Source organism: Vibrio sp. J2-3(2022), assembly GCF_021725735.1.
In the GTDB taxonomy this organism is placed as follows: Bacteria; Pseudomonadota; Gammaproteobacteria; order Enterobacterales; family Vibrionaceae; genus Vibrio; species Vibrio diabolicus.
On record NZ_JAKKCK010000001.1, the window covers coordinates 574,181 to 598,315 of the forward strand.

Annotated in this window: 22 protein-coding genes and 1 tRNA gene; 16 read left to right on the plus strand and 7 right to left on the minus strand. The window is 43.5% G+C overall.

Features of this window, described 5'->3' with window-relative positions; translation table 11 throughout:
• A tRNA-Gly gene (locus L3V27_RS02500) sits at positions 1 to 75 on the minus strand.
• Between the two features lie 371 nt (positions 76 to 446).
• On the opposite strand from L3V27_RS02500, the gene L3V27_RS02505 reads away from it, so the two are divergent.
• Positions 447 to 965: a DUF4136 domain-containing protein gene (locus L3V27_RS02505; RefSeq protein ID WP_074190566.1), complete on the plus strand. Its 519-nt coding sequence runs from the start codon at positions 447 to 449 to the stop codon at positions 963 to 965.
• A gap of 575 nt (positions 966 to 1,540) precedes the next feature.
• Positions 1,541 to 2,221, plus strand: a complete 681-nt coding sequence (locus tag L3V27_RS02510; protein ID WP_237310940.1) for a DedA family protein — start codon at positions 1,541 to 1,543, stop codon at positions 2,219 to 2,221.
• 125 nt (positions 2,222 to 2,346) lie between these two features.
• On the opposite strand, the gene L3V27_RS02515 is transcribed toward L3V27_RS02510, so the two are convergent.
• The 4 genes from L3V27_RS02515 to L3V27_RS02530 form a co-directional block, all read right to left on the minus strand.
• Entirely contained in the window at positions 2,347 to 2,670 is a 324-nt protein-coding gene (locus tag L3V27_RS02515) for a hypothetical protein (protein ID WP_237310941.1), read from the minus strand.
• Between the two features lie 86 nt (positions 2,671 to 2,756).
• The gene (locus L3V27_RS02520; protein ID WP_005397143.1) at positions 2,757 to 3,215 is read right to left on the minus strand and encodes a hypothetical protein; all 459 of its coding nucleotides are present in this window, start codon (positions 3,213 to 3,215) and stop codon (positions 2,757 to 2,759) included.
• 335 nt (positions 3,216 to 3,550) lie between these two features.
• Positions 3,551 to 4,192, minus strand: a complete 642-nt coding sequence (locus L3V27_RS02525; protein ID WP_237310942.1) for a murein L,D-transpeptidase catalytic domain family protein — start codon at positions 4,190 to 4,192, stop codon at positions 3,551 to 3,553.
• Positions 4,193 to 5,035: 843 nt separating this feature from the next.
• A complete protein-coding gene (locus tag L3V27_RS02530) occupies positions 5,036 to 7,402 on the minus strand; it encodes an EAL domain-containing protein (protein ID WP_237310943.1) in 2,367 nt (788 codons plus the stop codon).
• A gap of 472 nt (positions 7,403 to 7,874) precedes the next feature.
• On the opposite strand from L3V27_RS02530, the gene rbsD reads away from it, so the two are divergent.
• From rbsD to vctC, 13 genes are all read left to right on the plus strand, one after another.
• Complete coding sequence (gene rbsD, locus L3V27_RS02535; RefSeq protein ID WP_005397153.1) at positions 7,875 to 8,294, plus strand: D-ribose pyranase; 420 nt, start codon at positions 7,875 to 7,877, stop codon at positions 8,292 to 8,294.
• 23 nt (positions 8,295 to 8,317) lie between these two features.
• The gene (rbsA, locus tag L3V27_RS02540; protein WP_161442518.1) at positions 8,318 to 9,823 is read left to right on the plus strand and encodes a ribose ABC transporter ATP-binding protein RbsA; all 1,506 of its coding nucleotides are present in this window, start codon (positions 8,318 to 8,320) and stop codon (positions 9,821 to 9,823) included.
• A complete protein-coding gene (gene rbsC / locus L3V27_RS02545; RefSeq protein WP_006741011.1) occupies positions 9,820 to 10,803 on the plus strand; it encodes a ribose ABC transporter permease in 984 nt (327 codons plus the stop codon). The genes rbsA and rbsC overlap by 4 nt, the downstream gene beginning before the upstream one ends.
• Before the next feature lie 77 nt (positions 10,804 to 10,880).
• On the plus strand, positions 10,881 to 11,759 hold the full coding sequence (gene rbsB / locus L3V27_RS02550) for a ribose ABC transporter substrate-binding protein RbsB (protein ID WP_005397160.1): 879 nt from the start codon (positions 10,881 to 10,883) through the stop codon (positions 11,757 to 11,759).
• A 225-nt stretch (positions 11,760 to 11,984) separates the two neighbouring features.
• On the plus strand, positions 11,985 to 12,902 hold the full coding sequence (gene rbsK, locus L3V27_RS02555) for a ribokinase (RefSeq protein WP_005397162.1): 918 nt from the start codon (positions 11,985 to 11,987) through the stop codon (positions 12,900 to 12,902).
• Between the two features lie 33 nt (positions 12,903 to 12,935).
• Complete coding sequence (locus L3V27_RS02560) at positions 12,936 to 13,958, plus strand: substrate-binding domain-containing protein (protein ID WP_161442513.1); 1,023 nt, start codon at positions 12,936 to 12,938, stop codon at positions 13,956 to 13,958.
• Positions 13,959 to 14,458: 500 nt separating this feature from the next.
• The gene (gene pnuC / locus L3V27_RS02565) at positions 14,459 to 15,190 is read left to right on the plus strand and encodes a nicotinamide riboside transporter PnuC (protein WP_005397168.1); all 732 of its coding nucleotides are present in this window, start codon (positions 14,459 to 14,461) and stop codon (positions 15,188 to 15,190) included.
• Between the two features lie 10 nt (positions 15,191 to 15,200).
• The gene (locus tag L3V27_RS02570; RefSeq protein WP_164665543.1) at positions 15,201 to 15,932 is read left to right on the plus strand and encodes a nucleoside phosphorylase; all 732 of its coding nucleotides are present in this window, start codon (positions 15,201 to 15,203) and stop codon (positions 15,930 to 15,932) included.
• Positions 15,933 to 16,064: 132 nt separating this feature from the next.
• Positions 16,065 to 16,745, plus strand: coding sequence for a Crp/Fnr family transcriptional regulator (locus L3V27_RS02575; protein ID WP_006741007.1), 681 nt, complete (start codon positions 16,065 to 16,067; stop codon positions 16,743 to 16,745).
• Positions 16,746 to 16,908: 163 nt separating this feature from the next.
• The gene (locus L3V27_RS02580; RefSeq protein WP_048624947.1) at positions 16,909 to 17,817 is read left to right on the plus strand and encodes a siderophore ABC transporter substrate-binding protein; all 909 of its coding nucleotides are present in this window, start codon (positions 16,909 to 16,911) and stop codon (positions 17,815 to 17,817) included.
• A 22-nt stretch (positions 17,818 to 17,839) separates the two neighbouring features.
• Positions 17,840 to 18,775: an iron chelate uptake ABC transporter permease subunit VctD gene (vctD, locus tag L3V27_RS02585; protein WP_041853077.1), complete on the plus strand. Its 936-nt coding sequence runs from the start codon at positions 17,840 to 17,842 to the stop codon at positions 18,773 to 18,775.
• Positions 18,768 to 19,718, plus strand: coding sequence for an iron chelate uptake ABC transporter permease subunit VctG (gene vctG, locus L3V27_RS02590; RefSeq protein ID WP_005397178.1), 951 nt, complete (start codon positions 18,768 to 18,770; stop codon positions 19,716 to 19,718). The genes vctD and vctG overlap by 8 nt, the downstream gene beginning before the upstream one ends.
• Positions 19,719 to 19,720: 2 nt before the next feature.
• Complete coding sequence (vctC, locus tag L3V27_RS02595; protein WP_005397181.1) at positions 19,721 to 20,476, plus strand: iron chelate ABC transporter ATP-binding protein VctC; 756 nt, start codon at positions 19,721 to 19,723, stop codon at positions 20,474 to 20,476.
• A gap of 54 nt (positions 20,477 to 20,530) precedes the next feature.
• Here vctC and cueR read toward each other — a convergent pair whose 3' ends face one another.
• Together cueR and L3V27_RS02605 are read right to left on the minus strand one after the other, a co-directional pair.
• Complete coding sequence (cueR, locus tag L3V27_RS02600) at positions 20,531 to 20,917, minus strand: Cu(I)-responsive transcriptional regulator (RefSeq protein ID WP_012842332.1); 387 nt, start codon at positions 20,915 to 20,917, stop codon at positions 20,531 to 20,533.
• Between the two features lie 87 nt (positions 20,918 to 21,004).
• Positions 21,005 to 21,973, minus strand: coding sequence for an AraC family transcriptional regulator (locus L3V27_RS02605; protein WP_046875987.1), 969 nt, complete (start codon positions 21,971 to 21,973; stop codon positions 21,005 to 21,007).
• 116 nt (positions 21,974 to 22,089) lie between these two features.
• Here L3V27_RS02605 and L3V27_RS02610 point away from each other — a divergent pair, with 116 nt between their 5' ends.
• Positions 22,090 to 24,096 (plus strand): TonB-dependent siderophore receptor, encoded by a 2,007-nt coding sequence (locus tag L3V27_RS02610; RefSeq protein ID WP_237310944.1) that lies wholly within the window; start codon positions 22,090 to 22,092, stop codon positions 24,094 to 24,096.
• Positions 24,097 to 24,135: the final 39 nt, after the last annotated feature.

Consider the following 24,135-nt stretch of genomic DNA (forward strand, 5'->3'; position numbering starts at 1 on the left):
TGGAGCGGGCAGCGGGAATCGAACCCGCATCATCAGCTTGGAAGGCTGAGGTAATAGCCATTATACGATGCCCGCGCATCAATAGGACTCAGTTAATATGCCACACTGAACGAAAAAGAAAAGTCTTTTCTCATCAATTGTTTGTCAGATGCCTAAAAAAGTAGCGTCTTGGTGTTAAAGTGTCCATTGTCTCTGTTTTTCAGGAGGGTCAGCGATTCCGCTTCTAAAATCGATGGCTGCTAATTAAGGGCAAACACACTGTCTACTAGCGTTTAGGCATTGATGATATTCAAGATTGTCAGTGTAAAGGTTAATCGCGTTTATTGAACAGTCAGGTTTCATGGTCAAGACTAGATATTGAAATGATTACTTTTTACTGCTGAAGCGTATGTATAGCACTAGCGTAATTCCGCTGAAACAGTCAGCTTAACCAAAGGAGATTTAACATGTGGAAAGGTTTGATATTAGGGGCGGTGATGATGCTCGTGTCTGCTTGTACAACCGTAACGACGGATGTTGATAAGCAAGCCGATTTTTCAGCTTACAGAACGTTTGATTTCGGTGCCCAAGCAGAAACCCCTACGAGTATTGATGGTCGACGTATTGAACAAGGATTGGCTGAACAGCTTGAAGACAAGGGCCTAATTAAAGTGAATAGTGGTGGGGACCTTTACGTTCATCATGATATCGTCGAAGAGTCCGAGCTTGTCTCTTCTGGGTCTTCGGTGAGTTTCGGTTATGGTTGGAATAGCTTTGGCGTGATCACTTCAAGCCCGGAACGATACAAAGAACGTAAGTATGGCAAACTGGTGGTAGAGCTTGTTGATGCAAAGGCTAATCAGGTTGTGTGGAAAGGTGTTTCAAGCAGGAAACTATCTGAGTCTATGAGTTCTGAGAAAAGAGAGTCTCTGATTGAAGAAGAAATTGCGAAAATGTTTGAAAACTACCCTTACGGTGAAAAATAATTAGTATTCTTAACGATTAAGAATACTAATTGCCAATCGTTACGCACAGGGTTAAAAGAACTTATTATTTTGGTTTTGGTTACCTTTGTGCGTACGACTCTGATTGCTTTACTCGGACTACTTTTCTGCTTGTTGGCTCCGAGCATGAGTCTGGCGCACTCATACCCAAATTTTCTTTCCTTTCATAACCAGAATATTGCTGTTGACGCTAAGTCGAAGCACTTTTCAGAACACCCTGTCTCTCCAATACAACAAGACTATCCGAGTTTAAACAGCCGGAATATATTGAGGGTTAGCCATTCTAAGGAAACGAGCTCGAACGACGATGTAGAGCTCGAATGCTTTGAAACGCTTGCTGTAGTATGGCGGACACATCGTTCGGCATTTCACTCGATGGGGCCGCTAAAACGCATCGGCAATGAAGCTTTAGGTCGTTGTGTTGAAAGTATTTTTACTCATTCTAAATACAGAATCGGTGCGAGGAAAGAATCGAATCTCATATACCGCTTTATACATGCTCGCTAACACATTCCATGTTTTTACAATTTTTGGTTAGTTATGCTTAGGAGCGGTTTATGTTTGATTCGATAATTCAGGTCTTGAGTGCCTTTTGGCATCAAGATTTCACGGCGTTAATGGCGCCAGGCGGTGCAGGATTGGTTTATTTTGTTGTTGCTGCGCTTATCTTTTTGGAAAGTGGTTTTATTCCTGCTGCGCCATTCCCATGCGACAGTGTCGTCGTATTATCCGGTACGCTGGCGGCGGTTGGCGTCCTTGATCCCATTATGATTATGTTGGTGATAGCTGTTAGTGCGGGATTGGGAAGTTGGGCGGCTTACTTACAAGGCAAGTGGCTAAATCGCTTACCTAAGGTTCAAGGTTGGGTGAGCGCGGTTCCTCAAAAGCGTTTGGAACAGGTCGACGTATTACTCAGTAAACATGGATTGATTGCGCTTTTTTGTGCGCGGTTTATTCCGGTTGTTCGTTCCCTATTGCCATTAATGATGGGGTTGCGAGTGAAAGGTATTAGTAAATTCCATTACTTTGCATGGCTGAGTGCGATTTTATGGACGCTGATATTATGCGGTTTTGGTTTATTGCTTCCCTTGTTACCAGAGAATATGAGCAGAACGATCACAATGCTATTAATGGCGGCCCCAATAATTACTCTCGTGATTGGGGTGCTTAGTTTCTTGTTTGTTAAAGCACGTCGAACGTTCTGTAAATCCAAGGATGTGTCAGAGTTTTCCCAGTAAGTTTACTTTGATTTGCACTTTTAAGCTTGTATACAGATTAGACATCTAATCGGCTGGTTTTTATCAGTAAAAAGAAAGGCGCAATGTATGCGCCTTTCTTTTTGAGTGTCGTTAGGGTTTCGAATTTAATAGCCAATGCTATATAGATACTCGCCAACCTCTTTACATTGAGACTTGTAGATATTTTCTACTTCGGATTCATTCTTATCTGCTGCTTTAAATTCAAGCTCAGCAGAAGATAACTGGCTGAAACTATAGTTTCTTTCAGACATTAGGTAGTGTCTGAACATCGCTCTGTGTTCAGGAACCGCAATACGTGCATTAGAAACGTTGGCACACTCTAGCAGAGTCTCATTGCTCATTTCTTCTGGCTTTGCTTCTGTGTTAGCGAAGGCAGAGCCCGTTGTAAATAGTAATGCGAGTGCGATAGTCGTAGCGAATTTTGTCATTATATGGACCTCAAATTGGTTCTAGTAACAATGAGCGTATTGGTTGTCATCGTTACATTTCCGTGTTCTCTGTATGTCATAAAAAGTTAAACAACAGGGAAGGCGTTGCGACCATGAGTAAAGACGTACATCAAATTGGCTTCTTTTCTTCCTGAGAGTCGATAGAGAGAGCGTTTACTCATCAGCCCGCCATAACCATCAAGAGGTAAGCGAGATGCTTGTTTTGCCAATTCCAATAGTGGTGGGGAAGAGAAAGCAACAAGTAAAAAATAATCAGGAGTAAAATCTGATGATAAAACACCATCAGTGGCGGATGTTCGGCGGCAGGAAACCAGCGCTAACAACTCGCGCTTTATGTGCAGATAATAACCTTCTGAGCCCCAAGAACTTGGAGAGGCAAATGTATGGAATTCGCTGTGTGCTAGTTCAAAATCGTCTTGTTGCGCGAGTTTAAGCAAGCGTTCAGAGGTGTAATGTTTAGTGTGGTGATACGTATGCGCATATGAGGCAGCGATGAACCCTGAAAATAGGGACAATGAAAGCATCAATAATATACGGTGTAGATAACGCAAGAAGTAACCCTAAACATATAACGTCATAGACTATCACTATGACTACGGAATCTTAGTGACACTATGATAACAATGAAAATCGGTGTCTGACCAACTCAGCGTATACTAACGAGATGGAAGAGGGATGAACAGAGTTTTCTGATGTTATTTAGGTATAAGCTAATACCTAAATAATTTTAGCGTTGAAGCAAGCGAAAACTCGAAAAATAGGTAAAGAAAGAGAGTCATGAGGCCTGGAAGCTTGAGTCAATCCGATTATTTGTTGGGGAAGAAATAGAGCATTCTTCCCCACATGATTTGCACCCGTGTTATGCGCTTGCGTAAATAACACTGCCGCCTTTTATGGTGTCAATGATCTCACGAGACAACTTCTTTGGCAGTGCGGGGCAACCCCAACTGCGCCCAAGGTAACCATTCTTCTTGATAAAAGAAGGGTTAGCATAGTCGGCACCGTGCACAACGATATAACGCTCGCGAGCTTTATCGTTCAACCCTGAGCTTAGACCATCTAATCGAAGTGAATAACCATTTGATCCGTAGTAGGTGGTGTCAGTCAAAAACGTACCCAGCGATGTTTTACGCGAGTTCACCACGTTTGAAAACTGCGTCGCTGTTTTCTTTCCACTGTTCACACCGTGAGAAACATAAGTATTGTAGATAAGCTTCTTTTTATCTAAATCAACCACATAAAAGCGTTTTTCAGTCGATGGTTTACTATAGTCGATGATGGTTAGTACTGATTTCTTTCTATCAGGTGTTTTTTGGTACGCGATGTAAGCGTCACGAAACAATTTAAAGTCTACTACGCCATCTAACTTTGCTTGTTTGAACACTTGTTCAATTTTATTCTGTGGTATGTGACTTTTGACTTCGTTATCTGCTTGTTTTGCAAAGGCAAAAGGAGAGGCAGACAGAAATGTCCATATAAATAATAAAATTAACTTTTTCATCTTGGCTAAATAAAACTCTATGGTGTTACAAATTTACCGATTGCTTCATGCATTCGTTAAAACAACATGCACATCAATATAATTCTATTCCCAATGTTTCTTATTGTACGCTTAGGTACTTAATATTGGGTTAACGATAAGTTTTCAAGTTAAAAACTAACTGTTTGAAACTCAAATAAATTATGAAGTTAATCGATTGTTTCGATAAACTTCGGCATAAATAATATCTGATATGCGTAATTAATAAAACTGTGTTTAAGGATATTTGTGAGATGGCGAATTTATAAAAACGATGTTTTATTTTTTCTAGATTAGAAACTCTTTTTATTTCAATGTGTTTGTCTTTTGTACGTCTATTCAGCCTGCGTTTAGATTTGTGATTTGACTCGTAACAAATCGTAACGTCAACTCGTTATGTGTGTTAGTGCATTTTAAGTGAGTGGGTAAACAACAAGATGGATAAGAAAGGTAGAGAAATACCGAGAAGAAGGGCATTTCCTGTTCACAAGTGATAAAGCTAAGTCTAAGTGGAGCCGACAAATGAGCTTCTACACGAATCATTTAAGTCGGTGATCAGCAGTACAAAAGTAAAGTTTGTCAGCTTTTACTTATTTCCTCATGTTTTCAATTAAATACATAAAATCTGAACTAAACTTACCAAAAAGTAATTCTATCGTTTTGATTAAATATTTAAATAACTGTGAGGTTTCATCGAAAAATAATAATACCAAAAATTAACGTACGAACTTATGTGGTTGCTTATATTATTGAAACTAAGGGTAAAGTCTTGTTTCTATATTATATAAGTACAGCAGCCACATACATGGCTTCTGTACTTAATCTTTAATAAGATGTCCCTTGAACAGTAATTGAACCAACTATGGAACCATCGAAGCGGCTATCGTCATTTGCGGATTGCCACCACAAATTCAGTTGTTCCTTACTCATTGGCTTACCAAATAAATAGCCTTGCATATAGTCACAGCGGTAGGCCGATAACCATTCATGCATAACATTGTGCTCAATACCTTCTGCGGTGACCGTTTTATTTTGAGCGTGGCATAGATCGATGATGGGTTTGATCACATGACCGTTGTTGGTTTTCATCAATGTAACGAGGAACTCTCGGTCAAACTTGATCTTTTGAACTGGATATTGAACAAGTTGAGTCAGCGATGTATAGCCAGAGCCAAAGTCATCAATGGCGAGACGATAGCCACGCTTCGACAGCTCATCAAGTAATGCTGTACCTTGTTGTTCTGCGGCAAAGGTTTCTGTTATTTCTAATTCAATACATTCTGGTTTCACACCGTTTTTGCTTGCTTGGTCATGAATATAATTCGCCATTTCGATGGAGTTAAGCTCTGCTGAAGAGAGGTTGATCGAAAGGACAATGTCTTTGCCAAAAATATTTCTTAATTGGTGATATTCCGCTGTAGCGTTGGCGAAAACCCAGCGATCAATTTTATCAAATAAGCCCGCCTGTTCCGCGATTGGGATAAACTCTTTCGGAGGCACGGGACCAATGCCTTCCGCTTCCCAGCGCAATAATACCTCTAGTCCTTCAATCTCGTTGTCCCGATTATTCATATAGGGTTGAAAAACGAGATGGAACTCTTCTTCCACGTTGCTTTTTCTGAGCGCTCGCTCAAGCTGACTGCGTCTTTGAGACTCAACATTGAGAGCTGCTGAGTAATAAGCGTACTGGTTTTTCCCGGCTCGTTTGGCTTGATACATTGCCGCATCGGCACTGGAGAGTAATTTCGCGACGTCTGTACCGTCTTGAGGGTACTGAGCGATACCTACGCTTGCAGTCACGGGGAATGAATTACTCCAAGATGGACTGAGATTGCCAATCGGTTTTAGCAACTCTGAGGCCAGCAAGTCAGGTAGGCGTTGTGCATCCTGATTTGAGCTCAATAAAATAGCAAATTCGTCACCAGACAATCTTGCTGCAAAACAGGGACTATCGTAGTCGTGCGAGAATTTTTGACAGACATTTTTGATGTGTGATGAAAACACCTTTAATAAGTTGTCTCCCAGTTCATGCCCGTATTTGTCATTAACGTACTTGAAGTTATCGAGATCGACATAAATGACCCATAAATGCTGCGAAGGGGAGACGAGTTCACGAGTTGCAAGTTCATGGAAACGATGGCGATTAGCGAGTTGCGTTAGGTGATCCGTCTCAGCTAGGCGTTTTGTCTTCTTATATATGACGTTGAGCTCTTCATACATATCAAAAAAGCGTGAGGATAAGCGTCCTATTTCATCGTTTGTTTCTAGCTTTTCAATGTTGCCGCATTGATTTGTTTCCAGCTCTTGTAGCTGTTTATCGAGGCGAGAAACGGGGTGTAATACATAACGATACAAAACCAAAACAATTAAGGTGATGGTGCAAAACGCCGCCACACCAAAGGAAAGGGCCAGTTCTAGCCACACTTTATCGACTTTATTCCACATCAAATATTCAGCGGGGGAGAGTACCGCATAAAAGTGTGGCAATAGTTCAATCGTCTGAGCGAGAGGAATATCGAGATAAATAGGCTTGTCGGCAAAAGTTATCACGCTATGCGTGTCGAACTCGATTTCGTGTTTGATCTCATTGAAGGCTTCGAGCGATACCGATACCACCACGAAAAAGACATTTTGCGGATCAAAACTTAGAGGTTGTGTCCCTGTTCGTTTGTCGATGAGTTCGTATTGCAGAAGAATACTTTGTCCGCTGGAATTGTAAATAAAGCCAGTATGGTTAAACGCTTCTCTCGTACTAAAGCTTCGCGAGATGTAATCCAATACCTTAGGGTCGACTACACCTGATGATTCGTAGTATTTATTTTCTGTGTAATAAAGAAGGTTTTGTTTCCCGTCAAGAATCGCCATGCTTGCATCGCCTGTATAGCCATGGCTTAACACATCTGCGGTTTCATCGAGTCGGTTAAATAACACGCGTTCACGATACGGATTGCTATGATTCACCAAGTAGTCTTGCAATACATCACTTTTGCTTAATGTGTATGCATAACTATTGAGGAATATGTTGGCTTGTCGGAACTGCCCTGCGAGCTTTTCCATTTGTAATTGGATATAGCTGTCTTCTCGCTTGATGAGCGTTACTTTTTGAATGCTGTAAATAATATAACTTGATACCAGCGCGCTTAATAAGATCACTGGCGCGACAAGCAAGATGACTCGATTGCTTAACTTCATTATGGCTTTTAGTTTCCGTTTGTGTCCCTACAAACGTCGCATACCATATAAGGTACTGAACGGATGATGTGTTTTGCAAATTGTAACCAGATTGTAAGGTGAGCGTTCTCCAAAATCAGACAACCATCCAAGAACTGTGATGATGTGTAAGGTTTCCATCTCATTAACTAGAGTGTTTCTCAGTAATGGGACGTACCTCTTTTTCAACTGTCTTTAAAAACCTCACTTCAAGTGTCGATTAAACTAGTCATCGAAACGTTTCGATGGTAAAGTGTGACTCATGTACCTTTTTACTATTCGATGACCCGTTAATTACGGATCATTCTCACACCTTATCAATCTCACTCTGGTCAAATTACCACAACGAATTATTATTTCATCGAAACGTTTCGATGAGTTTTCTGTTAATAACGAAAACACTTTAAAACAGGCGCTCATGGTTGTATGAACGTGTAACCGAAAGGTCGATGAGATGAAAAAAAGTACCCTAATTAACTCAGATATTTCTTACTTGGTGGCGACGCTAGGCCACACCGATGAGATCACGATATGCGACGCTGGCCTGCCAATCCCTGAGCATGTACAGCGAATTGATTTGGCGCTAACGCATGGCGTACCAAGTTTTCTTGATACTGTTCGCGTGATTCTATCTGAGTCGCAAATCGAAGGGGTCATTATTGCGGAAGAGTTTTCTGATGTAAGCCCTGTTTTACATCAAGCATTGCTTAACGAACTGAGCAAAGAGAGCGAAGAAACGGGTAAATCTATCGAGATCAGCTACGTGTCACATGAAGCATTTAAAGCACGCACGGCACAAAGCCGCGCTGTCGTTCGAACTGGCGAATGCTCGCCATACGCGAACGTTATCTTTCAAGCGGGCGTGGTTTTTTAAGCCAGAGATATTGAGGACAGATTATGACTCAAGCCATTCTACAACTGAGCGACATTGAGAAAGCGTTCCCGGGCGTAAAAGCACTGGACAAAGCGAGCCTGAATGTTTACCCAGGCCGTGTCATGGCGCTCATGGGAGAAAATGGAGCAGGCAAGTCAACATTGATGAAGGTGCTGACTGGCATCTATCACATGGATGCGGGTAGCATCCAATATCAAGGCCAACCTGCCGCGTTTAAAGGTCCGCGTGACTCACAGGAAGCGGGCATCAGCATCATTCACCAAGAATTGAACTTGATCCCTGAACTAACGATTGCTGAAAACATCTATCTAGGTCGTGAATTTACCGGCACGATGGGGCGTATTCAGTGGGGCAAGATGTATGAAGAAGCAGATAAGTTGCTTCAACGCCTTAACGTAAAGCACTCATCGAAAACGTTGCTTGGTGATTTGAGCCTAGGTGAACAGCAAATGGTGGAGATCGCGAAAGCGCTTTCGTTTGAATCGAAAGTCATCATTATGGATGAGCCAACTGACGCGCTGACTGATACCGAGACGGAGTCACTATTTAAAGTGATCAACGAGCTTCGAGAGCAGGGCTGCGGCATCGTTTACATCTCACACCGTCTTAAAGAAATCTTTGAAATCTGTGACGATATTACGGTGCTTCGTGACGGTAAATTTATCGGTGAGTGCAAGGTGTCCGACACTGATGAAGACGGCCTGATCGAAATGATGGTTGGTCGTAAGTTAGAAGAGCAATACCCACGTATTGATGTACAACATGGCGAAACTTGCCTTGAAGTGATTGGCCTGACCGGATCTGGCGTTCACGATGTGAGCTTCACGCTGAAACGCGGTGAGATTTTGGGTATTTCTGGTTTGATGGGGGCTGGCCGCACCGAACTGATGAAAGTGATTTACGGCGCGTTGCCAAGTGAACATGGTGTTATCAACCTCGATAACAAAACCATTAACCCGGTTAGCCCACAAGATGGCTTAGCAAATGGCATCGCTTATATCTCTGAAGACCGCAAAGGCGATGGCTTGGTGTTAGGTCTCTCGGTTAAGGAGAACATGTCACTTTGTTCTCTCAACCAGTTGACTAAAGGCTTCCAAATCCAACATAGCGACGAAGTGATTGCCGTGGAAGATTTTATCAAGCTATTTAATATCAAAACCCCTACGCGCGACCAAATCATTGGTAACTTATCCGGCGGTAACCAGCAAAAAGTGGCGATCGCGAAAGGGTTAATGACCAAACCTAAAGTTCTGATTCTCGATGAGCCAACACGTGGCGTCGATGTCGGTGCGAAAAAAGAAATTTATCAACTCATCAACAAGTTCAAAGCCGAAGGCATGAGCATCATCTTGGTGTCTTCCGAGATGCCAGAAGTGCTCGGTATGAGTGACCGCATTCTGGTTATGCATGAAGGTCGTATTACTGGCGAATTCGATGCGAAAGACGCCGATCAAGAAAAATTACTCGCCTGTGCCGTAGGCAAAAAGATCAATGAGGAAGCAGCATGAGTACTAATACCATGAGCAAACCAACCGAAGCTAGCAACAAGAAGTTGTTCACAAAAGAGTGGTTGATTGAGCAAAAATCACTGATAGCACTGATTTTTTTGATTGTTGTTGTGTCATTTTTGAACCCGAACTTCTTTACGGTCGACAACATTCTCAACATTCTTCGTCAAACCTCAGTGAATGCCATTATCGCGGTAGGTATGACACTGGTTATTTTAACCGCAGGCATCGACTTGAGTGTTGGTTCCGTACTGGCGCTATGTGGTGCCTTTGCGGCAAGCATGATTGCGCTTGAAGTCCCGGTGCTGGTGGCGGTTCCGACTGCTTTAGTCGCAGGTGCAGCGTTAGGTGCAATTAGCGGCATCATCATTGCGAAGGGCAAAGTACAGGCCTTTATCGCTACGCTGGTTACCATGACGTTACTACGCGGTGTGACTATGGTGTACACCGAAGGTCGTCCAATCTCGACAGGTTTTACTGACACAGCTGATGCGTTTGCATGGTTTGGTACCGGCTACGCGCTAGGTATTCCAGTACCTGTTTGGTTGATGGTAGTTGTATTCGCTGCGGCTTGGTACCTACTTAACCACACTCGCTTTGGTCGCTACGTTTATGCACTAGGTGGCAACGAATCAGCGACTCGCCTATCTGGTATCAATGTAGACCGAGTGAAGATTGGTGTGTACGCCATCTGCGGTATGCTGGCAGCGCTTGCAGGCATCATCGTGACTTCTCGTCTGTCTTCGGCGCAGCCAACAGCGGGTATGGGTTACGAGTTAGATGCGATTGCTGCGGTTGTACTTGGCGGTACCAGCTTGATGGGCGGTAAAGGCCGCATCATGGGTACGCTAATTGGTGCGCTGATCATCGGTTTCTTAAACAACGCTCTTAACCTACTAGACGTTTCCTCTTACTACCAAATGATTGCCAAAGCAGTGGTTATCTTGCTCGCAGTACTGGTAGACAACAAAAACAAATAATCCATAACCATTAAATCCTGAATACAAACCGAGCCAGTGGGCGTGTGCTGGCTCACCCTACACAAAGGACTAGAACGATGAAAAAACTTGCAACTCTTATCTCTGCTGCACTTCTTTCTTCCACTGTATCAGTAGCGGCACAAGCCCAAGATACGATGGCGATTGTGGTTTCGACGCTAAACAACCCGTTCTTCGTAACGATGAAAGACGGTGCGGAAGCTAAAGCGAAAGAATTGGGGTACGACTTAATTGTACTGGACTCGCAAAATGACCCGAGCAAAGAACTGTCGAACATCGAGGATTTAAGTATTCGCGGCGTAAAAGCAATTCTTATCAACCCAACGGATTCTGATGCTGTGTCTAATGCGATTCGTATGGCGAACCGTTCTAAGATCCCTGTATTGACACTAGACCGTGGCGCAAGCCGTGGTGAAGTCGTGAGCCACATCGCGTCCGACAACGTGATCGGTGGTGAAATGGCAGGCCACTACATCATGGAAAAAGTTGGCGAAAAAGCAAAAGTAATTCAGCTTGAAGGTATTGCGGGCACATCGGCGGCGCGCGAGCGTGGTGAAGGTTTCATGAATGCCGTGAAGGGCAGCGATATGGATCTTCTTGCCAGCCAGCCAGCAGACTTTGACCGTACTAAAGGCCTAAACGTGATGGAAAACCTACTCGCGGCTAACCCTGATGTGCAAGCGGTGTTCGCACAGAATGATGAAATGGCGCTAGGTGCACTTCGCGCAGTTCAAGCATCTGGCAAAGACGTCGTTATCGTTGGTTTTGATGGCACGGAAGACGGCATTGCGGCAGTTAACCGTGGCAAACTAGCAGCAACCATCGCGCAGCAGCCAGATCTTATCGGTGCTTTAGGTGTTGAAACGGCTGACAAAGTCTTGAAAGGTGAAAAAGTAGAAGAATACATTCCGGTACCACTAAAAGTAGTGACTAAATAAGTTTGACGTTCAATAAAGCGTCCTAATTTTTGCTCTCTCCTCCGTTTATATCTGTCGTTTAGGAGGAGAGGGCAAACATACCAAAGAGACTTAAAAATGCAGGGTATAGATGCCTTTGACTTTTTATCGTGACTCCTTCGTTAGGAAGAGAAGTTAAAGTCATCTAATGTATTTTCCAAAATAGTTTTTCAAAAAAAGGGTTCATTCAGAACCGAGGATAACCGTATGAATAAGTTAGTGGTGTTAGGTAGTGTAAACGCTGACCATGTTCTTCAAGTGCCTTCTTTCCCTCGCCCTGGCGAAACGCTACATGGTCGCAACTATCAAGTTATCCCAGGTGGCAAAGGTGCCAACCAAGCTGTTGCTGCAGCTCGACTCAAGGCTGATATTGGCTTTATTGCTTGTGTAGGCGATGACTCGTTCGGCATCAATATTCGTGAAAACTTCAATATGGACGGCATCGACATCACAGGTGTGAAGATGCAACCAAACTGCCCAACTGGCATTGCGATGATTCAAGTGTCGGATAGTGGTGAAAACAGCATTTGTATTTCAGCAGAAGCGAATGCCAAATTGACAGCAGAAGCGATTGAGCCAGATTTAGATCGCATTCGCCAAGCGGATTACCTACTGATGCAATTGGAAACGCCGATGTGCGGCATTGAGAAAGCCGCGCGAGTGGCGAAAGATGCAAAAACTAACGTCATTTTAAACCCTGCCCCTGCTCGTGAACTGTCAGACGAACTGCTTGCTTGTATTGATGTCATTACACCAAATGAAACCGAAGCTGAAGTCCTGACGGGGGTAACGGTAACGGATAATGACAGCGCGCAAGAAGCGGCGAATGTGCTTCATAGCAAAGGTATCGAAATTGTCATGATCACTCTCGGTGCGAAGGGTGTTTGGTTAAGTCAAAATGGTAGAGGCGAGCTCATCCCGGGGTTCCGTGTTGACGCGACTGATACCACCGCAGCAGGGGATACGTTTAATGGGGCATTCGTCACTGGCCTGTTAGAGGATTTACCTTTAGAATCAGCAATTAAGTTTGCACATGCGGCGGCTGCAATTTCTGTGACCCGCTTTGGCGCGCAGACGTCGATCCCAACTCGCGAAGAGGTGGACGCGTTTCTCGCTGCACAATAGGGCTTAAACGCCTCATTAATTAGGAGTAATAACATGGCGACGATGAAAGACATCGCAAAACTGGCAGGGGTTTCCACTTCAACAGTGAGCCATGTTATTAACAAGACGCGTTTTGTGAGTGAAGAGATCTCCGAACGCGTCAATAATGCCGCAAAAGAACTCAACTACTATGCGCCATCAGCTTTGGCGCGTAGCCTCAAAGTCAATCGTACCAAAACCATTGGTATGCTAGTGACAACTTCAACCAACCCATTCTTTGGCGAAGTCGTAAAAGGCGTCGAACGCAGTTGCTATCACAAAGGCTATAGTCTCATTCTATGTAACACCGAAGGTGACAACGAACGCATGCGCCAGTCCATTAATACGCTTTTGCAAAAGCGTGTCGATGGTTTGATCTTGATGTGCTCCTCGCTAGAAGGGGAGCGTATCGATGTATTTGAGCGTTATCCTGATATCCCTGTCGTGGTGATGGATTGGGGGCCGATGCTGTTTACGAGCGATAAAATTCAAGATAACTCGCTTCGTGGCGGTTACCTAGCGGCGAAATACCTGATTGATTGTGGCCACACAGAAATAGGATGTATCACTGGCCCTTTGATTAAACACCAAGCGCAAATGCGATACGAAGGTTACAAACGTGCGATGAACGAAGCAGGCTTGGAATTTAATGCCAACTGGATCATTGAATCGGACTTCGAATGTGAAGGCGGATATCAAGCATTTATGAAAATGGCGCAGCGAGGCATCTTACCCAGCTCGATTTTCGTTTCCAATGATATGATGGCGATGGGTGTGATTAACGCCGCAAATGAGCTCAATATTAAAGTCCCGGAACAGATTTCAATCATCGGTTACGATGACATACATATCGCGAAGTTCATGTCGCCATCACTCACCACAATTCACCAGCCTAAATACCGTCTTGGGCAAGCTGCCGTGGAAACGCTTGTCCGAAAACTGGATGATAAATCAACAGAAGCGCAAGTCGTGCAATTAGAACCTACCTTAGTTGAACGAAAAAGTGTCAAGATATTAAAGTCAAGCAGCACTAGATGACCTGTGATGTTGAGCTAAAAAATCAAAAAAGTCGTTTCTCTTTATACTATAAAGCCTTACTATCACCATTGATTATAAATAAAAATATTAATTGTTGTCTGGCGGATTAGTTAAATGTTATCAAAAGGTTACGCTAAGTTCTCCGTAAAGCATCCTTGGTTTCACCGAGTTAATGTTATTGCGGTCATACTGATTTTTTTTGTGAGCTGTTATCAGCTCTTGGTGAATGAAGCATTCGAGTACGCAATTGGGTTTGTTATTACACTTTTGGCGTCAGCTTTATTTGCATCAGCTTCCGCATTCAAAAAGCGCTATTTAGGTTTGGATTCTTAGGCGTGTTAATTTCCAAGCGGTTCAATTGAGTCATTTATTGCTTTCAAGCAAATATTGAACTGAATTATGATCGAGTGCATCAAGAGGGGGACAAATGTCCTCCTTTTTGTTAGGTGTCACGCCCTAATATAGGCATATTCCCAAACAAAATAATAAAGGACATCGACATGGACCTACTTGCCTTACTCGATATAAACAACACCCTGGTTAACATTCCAATTGGCGGCGGTTACGCAATGAGTTGGATCGAAGCTTTCGGTACGGTTTTTGGATTGCTTTGCATTTGGTTTGCTAGCCAAGAAAAAACCATCAACTACTTATTCGGTTTGCTGAATGTCACTCTTTTTGCCGTTATCTTTTTCCAAATTCAGTTATACGGATTATTACTTCTTCAACTGTTTTTCTTCTGTGCGAACATTTACGGTTGGTATGCGTGGACTCGTCCAAACGCGGAAGGTGAAACGCTGGAAGTACGCTGGTTAAACAAACAGAAACTCATCGCCACTGCTTCTATTAGCGTTGTGTCTATCGCGTTGTTAACCATCTACATCGACCCTTTTTTCTTTGCATTAGCAAACATTGCTGTTGATAGCTTGAATCTCTTTGGTGCAGGTTTGGCTGATCCGGTACTTGAACCTGATGCGTTCCCGTTTTGGGATGCAACCATGACAGTACTTTCTGTTGTTGCACAAATTCTGATGACACGTAAATATGTGGAAAACTGGATTCTTTGGGTTGTGATTAACATCATCAGTGTTGGCATCTACGCGACACAGGGTGTTTATGCGATGTCCGTTCAGTATGCGATTTTGATGTTCATTGCTGCCAATGGTACGCGTGAATGGGCCCGTAGCGCCAAGCGCAATGGCGATAAAACCTTAGCTCAAGCTGCAGCTTAAGGAACGAAAAATGGCGAAACAACCTCATATTGGTGTTGATGAAACACAAGTCGCTCCTCTCGTCATTGTATGTGGTGAGCCAGACCGAGCTAATCGTATTGCCGCATTATTGGATGATGCAGAAATGATCTCGGAAAATCGCGAGTACCGTGTTTTTACTGGCAAATACAAGGACCAGCCTGTTTCAGTATGCAGCACAGGCATCGGCGCGCCATCAATGATCATCGCAGTTGAAGAGCTAAAACAGTGCGGTGTGACTCATGTGGTACGTGTCGGATCGGCAGGTGCGATGCAATCTGGGATTCAGCTTGGCGAGCTAATCATTGCCGAAGGTGCGGTAAGAGATGAAGGCGGCTCCAAAGCGTATGTGGATTCGGCTTATCCGGCGTACGCAAGTTTTTCCTTATTAAAGGAAGTTGAGCGTTACCTGTCAGTACAAGAGGTACGTTATCATTTTGGTGTGGTACGTTCTCACGACAGTTTCTATACCGATGACGAAGATGCGATATGCCAATACTGGAACAAGAAGGGCGTCTTAGGTGCCGATATGGAAACCTCAGCTTTGTTTGCCGTTGGCCGATTACGTGGTCTTCATGTGGCTTCGATCTTAAATAACGTCGTTCTGTACCAACAAGATGTGAAAGAAGGGGTTAGTCAGTACGTTGATGAAGCGAAAGTAATGATGCAAGGTGAGAAGCTTGCTGCAACGACGGCGTTAGAAGCGCTGATCGCTCAGAGCTAGTCCGTACGAACTTCAGTAACTCTTATAAATCAATGAATGTAAAGCGACAGGCCACTGTCGCTTTTTTATTTGGTGTTACGGGGTACAATCCACCTGAGATAGTTATCAGTAACTTTTCTGAGAGAGCAGAGAATGAAAATCAGCCCGTATCCAACTGGCCGCTTCAAAACATACCTTGAAAAAAAGAGCGTTGCCTTTCGTGAGATGATCTATCAGTGTCAAATTAGTACGCGTTACTTTGATGCTGGGGAAGAAATTCTCCGCCAAGGTGAGCAACTTCAGTACTTATATGTTGTGCCGGTAGGTCGAGTTTCAATGAGCATATTGGCCGCGAATGGGCGACGCTTTCAATTAGGAGAGGCAAACTGCGACTACCATATCTATGGTGAAATGGAGTACTTCACTCAGACTCCTTGCCAATGGAACGTGATTGCAGACGAGCACATGCAGGTTGATGTCATCTGCATCCAAAAACTAACTGAAGCGCTACAAAAGCATCCAGAAATGATGGTGTTCTTTGCTTCAGCGTTGGCAGAAGATTATCAAGACTCTATGGATATCTATACCAATCGGTTATTGCATCCCATTACTTATAATATTGCGTATGATCTTTTCGTCCGTAATCAAACCAACACATTGCTCGGTGGCTTTGACAAAGTAAATCAAGAAGCTGAGCGATTTGGTACTTCTGGTCGTGTTTATCGACGTGCAGTTAAAGATTTGATTGAAAAGGGATTGATTGCAAAAACGGAAAACGGGTTGGAGATTATTGATGAGCTTGCACTCAAAGCATTTATCGAAGCGCATGAATGATACACCTAGATATTGCAATGAATGGTTTTTATAAGTCTTTGATATAGTTGAAGCTCGAATAAGCGTAACTAATGTAAAGTACCTTAAATTTTGTTGAATGCAGTAAAGAGTAACGTTATATTGCGAACGCGCATGATAATAGATCTCATTAAGGCTTAACAAAATGAAAAAATTCGTCGGTGCGGCTATGTTGTCGCTATTTACTGTTTCTCCTTCTTTCGCTGCTAAGGTTGTGATTGACCATTACATGGGTCAAACCGAGCTAGAGCAATCACCAGAACGCGTGGTTGTGATTGGCTTTGGACCGCTAGATGCGCTGGACAACTTTGGTATCGATCCTGTTGCAGTTTCTAACTCTTCTAATCTGCCTAGCTACCTTTCAAAATACAGCAAAGATAACTACACCTCTGCGGGTAGTTTGTTTGAACCTGACTTTGAAACCATTTACATGCAAAAACCAGATTTGATATTGGTTGGTCCGCGAGCGTCTGCGAAATATGAAGAGCTGAGTGAAATTGCTCCTACTGTCGTTTTTGCTGCGAAAGAGAATCAAGGTTACTGGGAAGGTACGCAAGCACAGTGGCGCAATATTGGTAAAATCTTCAATATCGAAGAAAAAGTAGAGCAGAAAATTGAAGCGCTAGATGCTCAATTCAAAGCAATTCGTGACTACAACCAATCAAATAACAATGATGCGTTAACGATTTTAAGCATGGGTGACAACATCAGTGCGTTTGGATCTCAATCGCGATTTGGTGTGATTTATAACGATTTCGGTTTCTTGGAAACGGTTGAACACGTGAAAACGGGCACTCACGGAGATGTTATTTCTTATGAATTTATTCGTGAAGCTAACCCGAAAAATATACTCGTAGTTGACCGCAATTCGTTAAAAGGCACGCCAGATAACGATATTCGTAAGTCCATGGATAACGACTTAGTCAAAGCAACCGCCGCATATAAGAATCACAAAATCACTTATTTAGATGTGGACGCGTGGTACTTGTCGATGTCTGGTGTGACTGCAACAGAAAAAATGGTCAGTGAGATCAAGCAAACCGTTGAACTGTAATCCAAGATAGCAGAGGTTAACTTTGAAAAAGTTATTGCTAACCCTTGTGGTTTTAAGCACGGTTTCGTTGTTTGTTGGGGTGGCAAACATGACGCCCCAACAGTTATTTTCGGGTGATGAGAAAGCGTTAGAGCTTTTCTTTACCAGCCGTATACCACGTTTATTCGCCATACTGCTTGCTGGTGCAGGCTTAAGTATTGCAGGCCTTATTATGCAGCAAATCAGCCAGAACCGATTTGCTGCACCTTCTACAACCGGTACGATCGAATGCGCCATGCTGGGCTATGTACTGAGCGTGGTTTTCTTTGGCAACGACAATCACCTTTGGCTCGTATTCGGCATCTCGGTATTTGGGACGCTGGCGTTTATTTTCTTTATTCAGCGCATTCAATTTAAGAGTGTGGTTTTTGTGCCTCTTGTCGGGATTATTTTCGGCAATGTCATCCAATCCATGACCACGTTTATCGCTTACAAATACGATGCACTTCAAAGTCTGAATGCTTGGACAGTCGCAAACTTCGCCAACATCTTGCGTGGTGATTTTGAACTGCTGTACATCGCGGTACCAATGGCTATTCTCAGCTATCTTTTTGCCGCACGGATTTCAGCCGTGGGTATCGGAAAAGATTTCGCGGTTAACTTGGGGTTAAATTATCAGCAGGTTGTCACGATTGGCGTTCTATTGGTGTCAATCATGTCAGCAAGTGTCGTGATGATTGTGGGGCAGCTGCCATTCCTGGGTCTGATTGTGCCGAACCTCGTTAGTCACTTTTATGGTGATAACCTCAAAAAGAACATTCCGCTTACGGCCATGTATGGGGCGACTCTAGTGCTGTGTTGCGACTTGGTGAGTCGTTTGATTATCTTCCCTCATGAAATGCCAATCTCTATCGTGATCAGCATATTGGGTGGCGTGGTATTCATCGCGATGTTGTTGCGAGGTAAGCAACATGCGTGATTCAACGAAAATCCTACTGCTAGGCGGCATTGCGGTACTTTTCGCATGTTTGTTTATTGGTATTGGGCTAACAGCTGACAACTACCAATATTTTTTATCTCGTAGAGTTCCTAAAGTATTGGCGATAGTGCTAGCGGGTGTGGCTATTGCTCAGTCTTCACTTGTATTTCAAACCATTACACACAACCGAATTTTAACGCCAAGTATCATGGGGTTTGATGCGTTGTATGTGTTGACGCAAATTTTGATCGTGCTGATTTTTGGTGGTTTGAGTACTTTAGTTCTTAACTTGTACGTCAATTTCGCGATTGCCGTAATTGTAATGGTGTCGTTTTCGTTATTGTTGTTTGGTTTTTACTTTTCTAAAGGAAGCAAGAACTTGATTACGTTGCTATTGGTCGGCTTGATCTTTGGTCAGCTATTTTCCAATGCGGCGTCATTTTTCTCTTTGCTGATGGACCCAAATACGTTTGCAATCGTTCAATCGAAGCTTTACGCCAGCTTTAATAATGTCAAAGTGAATTTGGTTTACTTTAGTGCTCCAGCTTTGATGTTTGCATGTTGGTTGCTATTTAGTATGCATCGCACTTTAGATGTGTTTTGGCTCGACCAAGACAATGCGAAAAGTTTGGGCGTCGACGTACCTAAGGTGACGCGAAATGTATTCATTATCTCGGCGGTTCTGATTGCTATTTCTACGGCTCTAGTGGGACCAATCATGTTCTTTGGTTTGCTGGTGACCAACTTAAGCCGAGAAATGTTCCGAAGTTACCAACACAAAACGCTATTGGTTGGTTGTTCGTTTCTCTCCATCAGCTCGTTACTGGCTGGGCAATGGATTATCGAGAACGTGTTCAGTTTTGAGACGACGTTGAGTGTCGTTATTAACTTTATTGGTGGTGCGTATTTCTTATATCTACTACTGAAAAACAAAGTTGTATAAATATGATAGTGATAGACAAATTAACGAAGGCCTTCGGTTCAAATAAAGTGGTTGATGAGGCCAATACTCAGTTTGAAAAGGGCAAGGTAACATCGATTATTGGCCCTAATGGCGCGGGAAAGAGCACGCTGTTATCTATGGCTTCGCGCTTAACGGAGCGGGATGGTGGTAGTGTTATCATTGATTGTAAGGAAATTGCGGAATGGGACACTAAAGAGTTAGCGAAAAAGCTGGCGGTACTTCGTCAAGCCAACTCTATTACCATGCGATTTACCGTGAAGGAGTTGGTCTCTTTTGGCCGTTTCCCATACTCCAAAGGAAATCTGACCAAAGAAGATCATGCGGTGATTGAACAAGCGATCGACTACCTAGATTTACAAGGTATCCAAGACAAATATTTGGATGAATTAAGTGGTGGTCAGCGACAGCTTGCGTTTATTGCCATGGTGATTGCACAAGATACAGACTACGTTTTTCTTGATGAACCACTTAACAATCTAGATATCAAACACTCTCTTCAGATCATGAAAGTCGTGCAGCGGTTAGCTCATGACATGAACAAAGCCATGGTGGTGGTTATTCATGATATTAATTTCGCAGCGTGCTACTCGGATGTCATATTGGCGCTTAAGCAAGGCAAAGTTGTGGCAAGTGGTGCGGTTGAAGAGGTGATTCAGGCGTCTACGCTAGAGGATATCTACGAAACGCCATTTAACATTATCGAATTAAACGGCAAGCGCATGTGTACTTACCACTAATCCGACCTCAGGGCTTAATGAAAGCGATTCCTCAATGAGGATAGATAGGCGAGTTTACTTGGTGAGCTCGTCTATGATTGGGCATCGGCTTTCAGCGTCTCCCGGACAAGAAGAAACCCAACCTTCAAGTTGCGTTTTGATCTCCATAAGGTGCGCGATTTTTTCTTCAACCTCTCTCAGCTTATCCATGGTTCTTGCTTTTACTTCGCTGCTTTTTCGGTTGGGATTATGGGCAAGCTGCACAAACTCTTTGCATTCTTGCAGTGAAAAGCCAGCGTTTTTTGCGCGTGATACTAAGTTAAGCTCTTGAATATGATTATCTGAATATTCGCGATAGCCAGAGTCGCTGCGCGCTGGTGGAGATATGATCCCTTTGTCTTCATACAATCGAATCGACTTAGATGAAAGCCCAGTAAGCTTTGCGACAGCACCAATATTCATGTTCAACCTCCATAACGTTTAAGGCGAGTATATACCGATGTTGTGGATAAGACACTCCTAAATAACAGTCAGTTACCTGGGGCCTCTTTACTCTTTTATCACTTCATGCGGTGGTACACCAAATGCCTTTTTGAAAGCGCAGGTGAAGTTGGAAGGGTGGTGGTATCCGGCTTCATAAGCAGCTTCCGTGATCGTCACTAGGCCACGTTCCAAGTGCTGCCTCGCAATCTCAAGGCGACGAAAGCGAATATAACCATTTACGGTCATATTCAGTGATTGTTTAAATCGGCGCTGCAGGTTTGAAACGCTCATTGAAAACACGCTTGCCAACTTTTCTAAGCCTAGTTCTTGCTCAAGGTGAGTTTCTATATAGCTAACAATATCCTCTATTCGACCATCTGTGTGCCGTTCAAGGTTATTTTTATTAGCACTGAAGTGCTTGGGGATTTGCTCAGTCGCTTGATGCAAAATTTGATAGATCAAGCTTTCAACTTCCAACTTATCTTGGAATTCTTGTGGTGTTTCTCGGCTTGTCAGCGTTTCAGCCAGTTCGCATAACGCCTGGTTAAGCTCTAGAGGATGAAACGCCTGATGAGAGTTAAAAAAGGACCGATGACGACAGGTTTGGTCAAGGCGAGCCTCTAGCCACTGGGGCTTAACCAATATGTTGATCTTATTAATGAGGTTATCTTTGAGCAGTGAACGACGAAAGTTTGCAGGTTTGAGTAGGTTTACCACGACACCTTTAGGGCCGTCGCTTGCGTCTAAATCAAATTGCAAATCGTCATAGCCAAACGAGAGCTTACCTTCTAAAAGAATAGTGACCAACAGTGAGGCGTGTGCAGTAGAAACAATATGTGAATCAACAAGCTCTAGGCAGCGTCCACCATGAACAAAGATTTGATCATTGTACTGATATGATAGGAATTTGCCTTCTGCCAGTTGAGTTTGACAAGGTTGACCTTGCGTGACGATCCACTGCTTTTCTGTGGCTTCCAGTTTTTGGGTTAAAGCGATCTTGGCAATTCTAGTTCGTTTTGGTGTGACTTCCTGCATTTGACACTTCCTCATAACACTTGTGCGATTTCGCATAATCAAATCGCCTTTGTATTTATAAAACTCATGCTTATTATACCTGAGAATCATTATCATTAATATTTAGGAATGAAGTTATGGAAAGCCCTGCTTGTTCATCTATCAAGCTTTCAAGCCTTTGCCTTGCAGTGGGAATGGCGCTATCAACCCCTGTTTTAGCTCAAGATACCGAGTCACATTTTGAAGAAGTCGTTGTATGGGGAACAAAAGTTTCTAGCAATACCGAGTCGATGTTTGCAGACGATATGTCACTGAAGCAAGCGGATCATATGTCTGATTTACTGCGCGATATTCCCGGTGTGGATGTTGGTGGAACACACTCTGTGAATCAACGTATTACCATTCGTGGTTTGAGCGAAACCGATTTGGACATTCGTCTTGATGGTGCTTCTCAGCATGCGAGCATGTTCCATCACATTGGGAACTTGACGCTAAACCCTGACATTCTCAAATCTGCCGATATCCAGGTAGGTAATAACTCTGTGACTCAAAATGGCTTAGGCGGCTCGGTTTATTTTGAAACGAAAGACGCTCGCGATTTACTTCGTTACGATGAAACGTTTGGCGCTCGTGTTTATGGCGGTTATGCATCCAACGACAACCAACAAGGCTCGTTGACACTGTACGGGCTTTTGTCCGAAAACATTGATGCGATGGTTTATGGCCATTACGTTACGCGCGATGACTTTGAAGATGGTGACGGCAACAAAACCTATGGCGCTGCGGGTGATGTTTACAACATTCTGGCTAAGTTGGGGTATGAACTAAACGACATCCATCGTTTTGAGCTCTCTTATGACATGTACCGAGACAGTGGTGATTACAGTCCGCGTCCTGATATGTCGGGTAGTGCGAACAATGGCTTATCGAGCACGTTACTTATTCCTACGGATTATGACCGAGATACCGTTACCTTGAGTTACGAGCTGCGAGGCGAACAGCATAAAGGTAACGTCACACTTTATAATACCGAGACAGAAATTAAACGGGATGAGAGCGTTATGGCTCCTCGCTGGCCTTCGAACCGTTTATCGAAGAACACCGCTAAAAACCAAAACTTTGGTTTGAATGGTAAGTTCCAGTCGGATGTTATGTTAGGTGAGTTTGATAATCGAATCACCTATGGTTTCGACTACATGGATAAGACATCTTCAAGTTACTACGGTAGTCGTAAGTTCATGGATGAATCGGCCATTTCAACCGCATTGTTTGTAGAAGACCAGTTCTTCTTCTCTGATGCTTTCTTTGTTACCGCAGGTATGCGTTTTGATGATTACAAACGTGAAGCTGAAACGGGGACGAGTAACTATGATGATGTGACCTGGGCCCTAGCAGCAGAATGGGCAGTCACTCAGGATTGGACGTTGTTTGCGAGCGCACGCTCTCTATTCAAAGGCCCTGAGCTGATGGAAACCTTTATTGCTTACCAAGACGTTGCATTTTTAGAGGATGGACTAAAGCCAGAAACGGGGTTGAACACACAGGGTGGTGTCCGTTTTGATAAAACCTTTGATAAGCATTTCTTTGGAGCGAATATTACGGCATTCCAAACGGAAATTGATGATTACATTGCAGACCAGTACCAAAACGCGACTCAAACTTACCTGATTTACAACTTAGGTGATGTCGAGATTAAAGGCTTTGAGGCAAGTGCTTCTTATGGCTACGACAAGTTTAACAGCAAACTTTCTTACTCTAAGTCGGACACCAAAAACAAGAATACTGGTGGCCCTGTTGCTGGGGGTAATGGGCGTAGCATTGATATGGGTGATAGTATTGCTCTAACTTTGGATTACCAGTCAGACGCTTTAGAAACGATCTTCGGGTGGAACTCAATGTTTGTTCTAGAGGAAGACAACGTCTTTGATGGTCAGCCAAAGAAAGCAAGTTATGATGTACATAATCTATATGCTCAATGGGTGCCGTCTGATATTGATGGACTGTCGGTGACCTTTGGTATTGATAATGTATTTGACGAGTTGTACAGCTCTCATGCGTCTCGTTCGGGTACGGCACGTGGCTTCACGCTTGATGACTACGAGCCGGGTCGCAACTTCAAACTTTCTGCTGCTTATAAATTCTAATAGGGCTCCCGAGAGGGGGCGCTTCAAAACACGAGTAAA

Coding starts and splice junctions, on each gene's coding strand:
- L3V27_RS02505 (WP_074190566.1), top strand. CDS start 447: ATGTGGAAAGGTTTGATATTAGGGGCGGTGATGATGCTCGTGTCTGCT.
- L3V27_RS02510 (WP_237310940.1), top strand. CDS start 1,541: ATGTTTGATTCGATAATTCAGGTCTTGAGTGCCTTTTGGCATCAAGAT.
- L3V27_RS02515 (WP_237310941.1), bottom strand. CDS start 2,670: ATGACAAAATTCGCTACGACTATCGCACTCGCATTACTATTTACAACG.
- L3V27_RS02520 (WP_005397143.1), bottom strand. CDS start 3,215: ATGCTTTCATTGTCCCTATTTTCAGGGTTCATCGCTGCCTCATATGCG.
- L3V27_RS02525 (WP_237310942.1), bottom strand. CDS start 4,192: ATGAAAAAGTTAATTTTATTATTTATATGGACATTTCTGTCTGCCTCT.
- L3V27_RS02530 (WP_237310943.1), bottom strand. CDS start 7,402: ATGAAGTTAAGCAATCGAGTCATCTTGCTTGTCGCGCCAGTGATCTTA.
- rbsD (WP_005397153.1), top strand. CDS start 7,875: ATGAAAAAAAGTACCCTAATTAACTCAGATATTTCTTACTTGGTGGCG.
- rbsA (WP_161442518.1), top strand. CDS start 8,318: ATGACTCAAGCCATTCTACAACTGAGCGACATTGAGAAAGCGTTCCCG.
- rbsC (WP_006741011.1), top strand. CDS start 9,820: ATGAGTACTAATACCATGAGCAAACCAACCGAAGCTAGCAACAAGAAG.
- rbsB (WP_005397160.1), top strand. CDS start 10,881: ATGAAAAAACTTGCAACTCTTATCTCTGCTGCACTTCTTTCTTCCACT.
- rbsK (WP_005397162.1), top strand. CDS start 11,985: ATGAATAAGTTAGTGGTGTTAGGTAGTGTAAACGCTGACCATGTTCTT.
- L3V27_RS02560 (WP_161442513.1), top strand. CDS start 12,936: ATGGCGACGATGAAAGACATCGCAAAACTGGCAGGGGTTTCCACTTCA.
- pnuC (WP_005397168.1), top strand. CDS start 14,459: ATGGACCTACTTGCCTTACTCGATATAAACAACACCCTGGTTAACATT.
- L3V27_RS02570 (WP_164665543.1), top strand. CDS start 15,201: ATGGCGAAACAACCTCATATTGGTGTTGATGAAACACAAGTCGCTCCT.
- L3V27_RS02575 (WP_006741007.1), top strand. CDS start 16,065: ATGAAAATCAGCCCGTATCCAACTGGCCGCTTCAAAACATACCTTGAA.
- L3V27_RS02580 (WP_048624947.1), top strand. CDS start 16,909: ATGAAAAAATTCGTCGGTGCGGCTATGTTGTCGCTATTTACTGTTTCT.
- vctG (WP_005397178.1), top strand. CDS start 18,768: ATGCGTGATTCAACGAAAATCCTACTGCTAGGCGGCATTGCGGTACTT.
- vctC (WP_005397181.1), top strand. CDS start 19,721: ATGATAGTGATAGACAAATTAACGAAGGCCTTCGGTTCAAATAAAGTG.
- cueR (WP_012842332.1), bottom strand. CDS start 20,917: ATGAATATTGGTGCTGTCGCAAAGCTTACTGGGCTTTCATCTAAGTCG.
- L3V27_RS02605 (WP_046875987.1), bottom strand. CDS start 21,973: ATGCAGGAAGTCACACCAAAACGAACTAGAATTGCCAAGATCGCTTTA.
- L3V27_RS02610 (WP_237310944.1), top strand. CDS start 22,090: ATGGAAAGCCCTGCTTGTTCATCTATCAAGCTTTCAAGCCTTTGCCTT.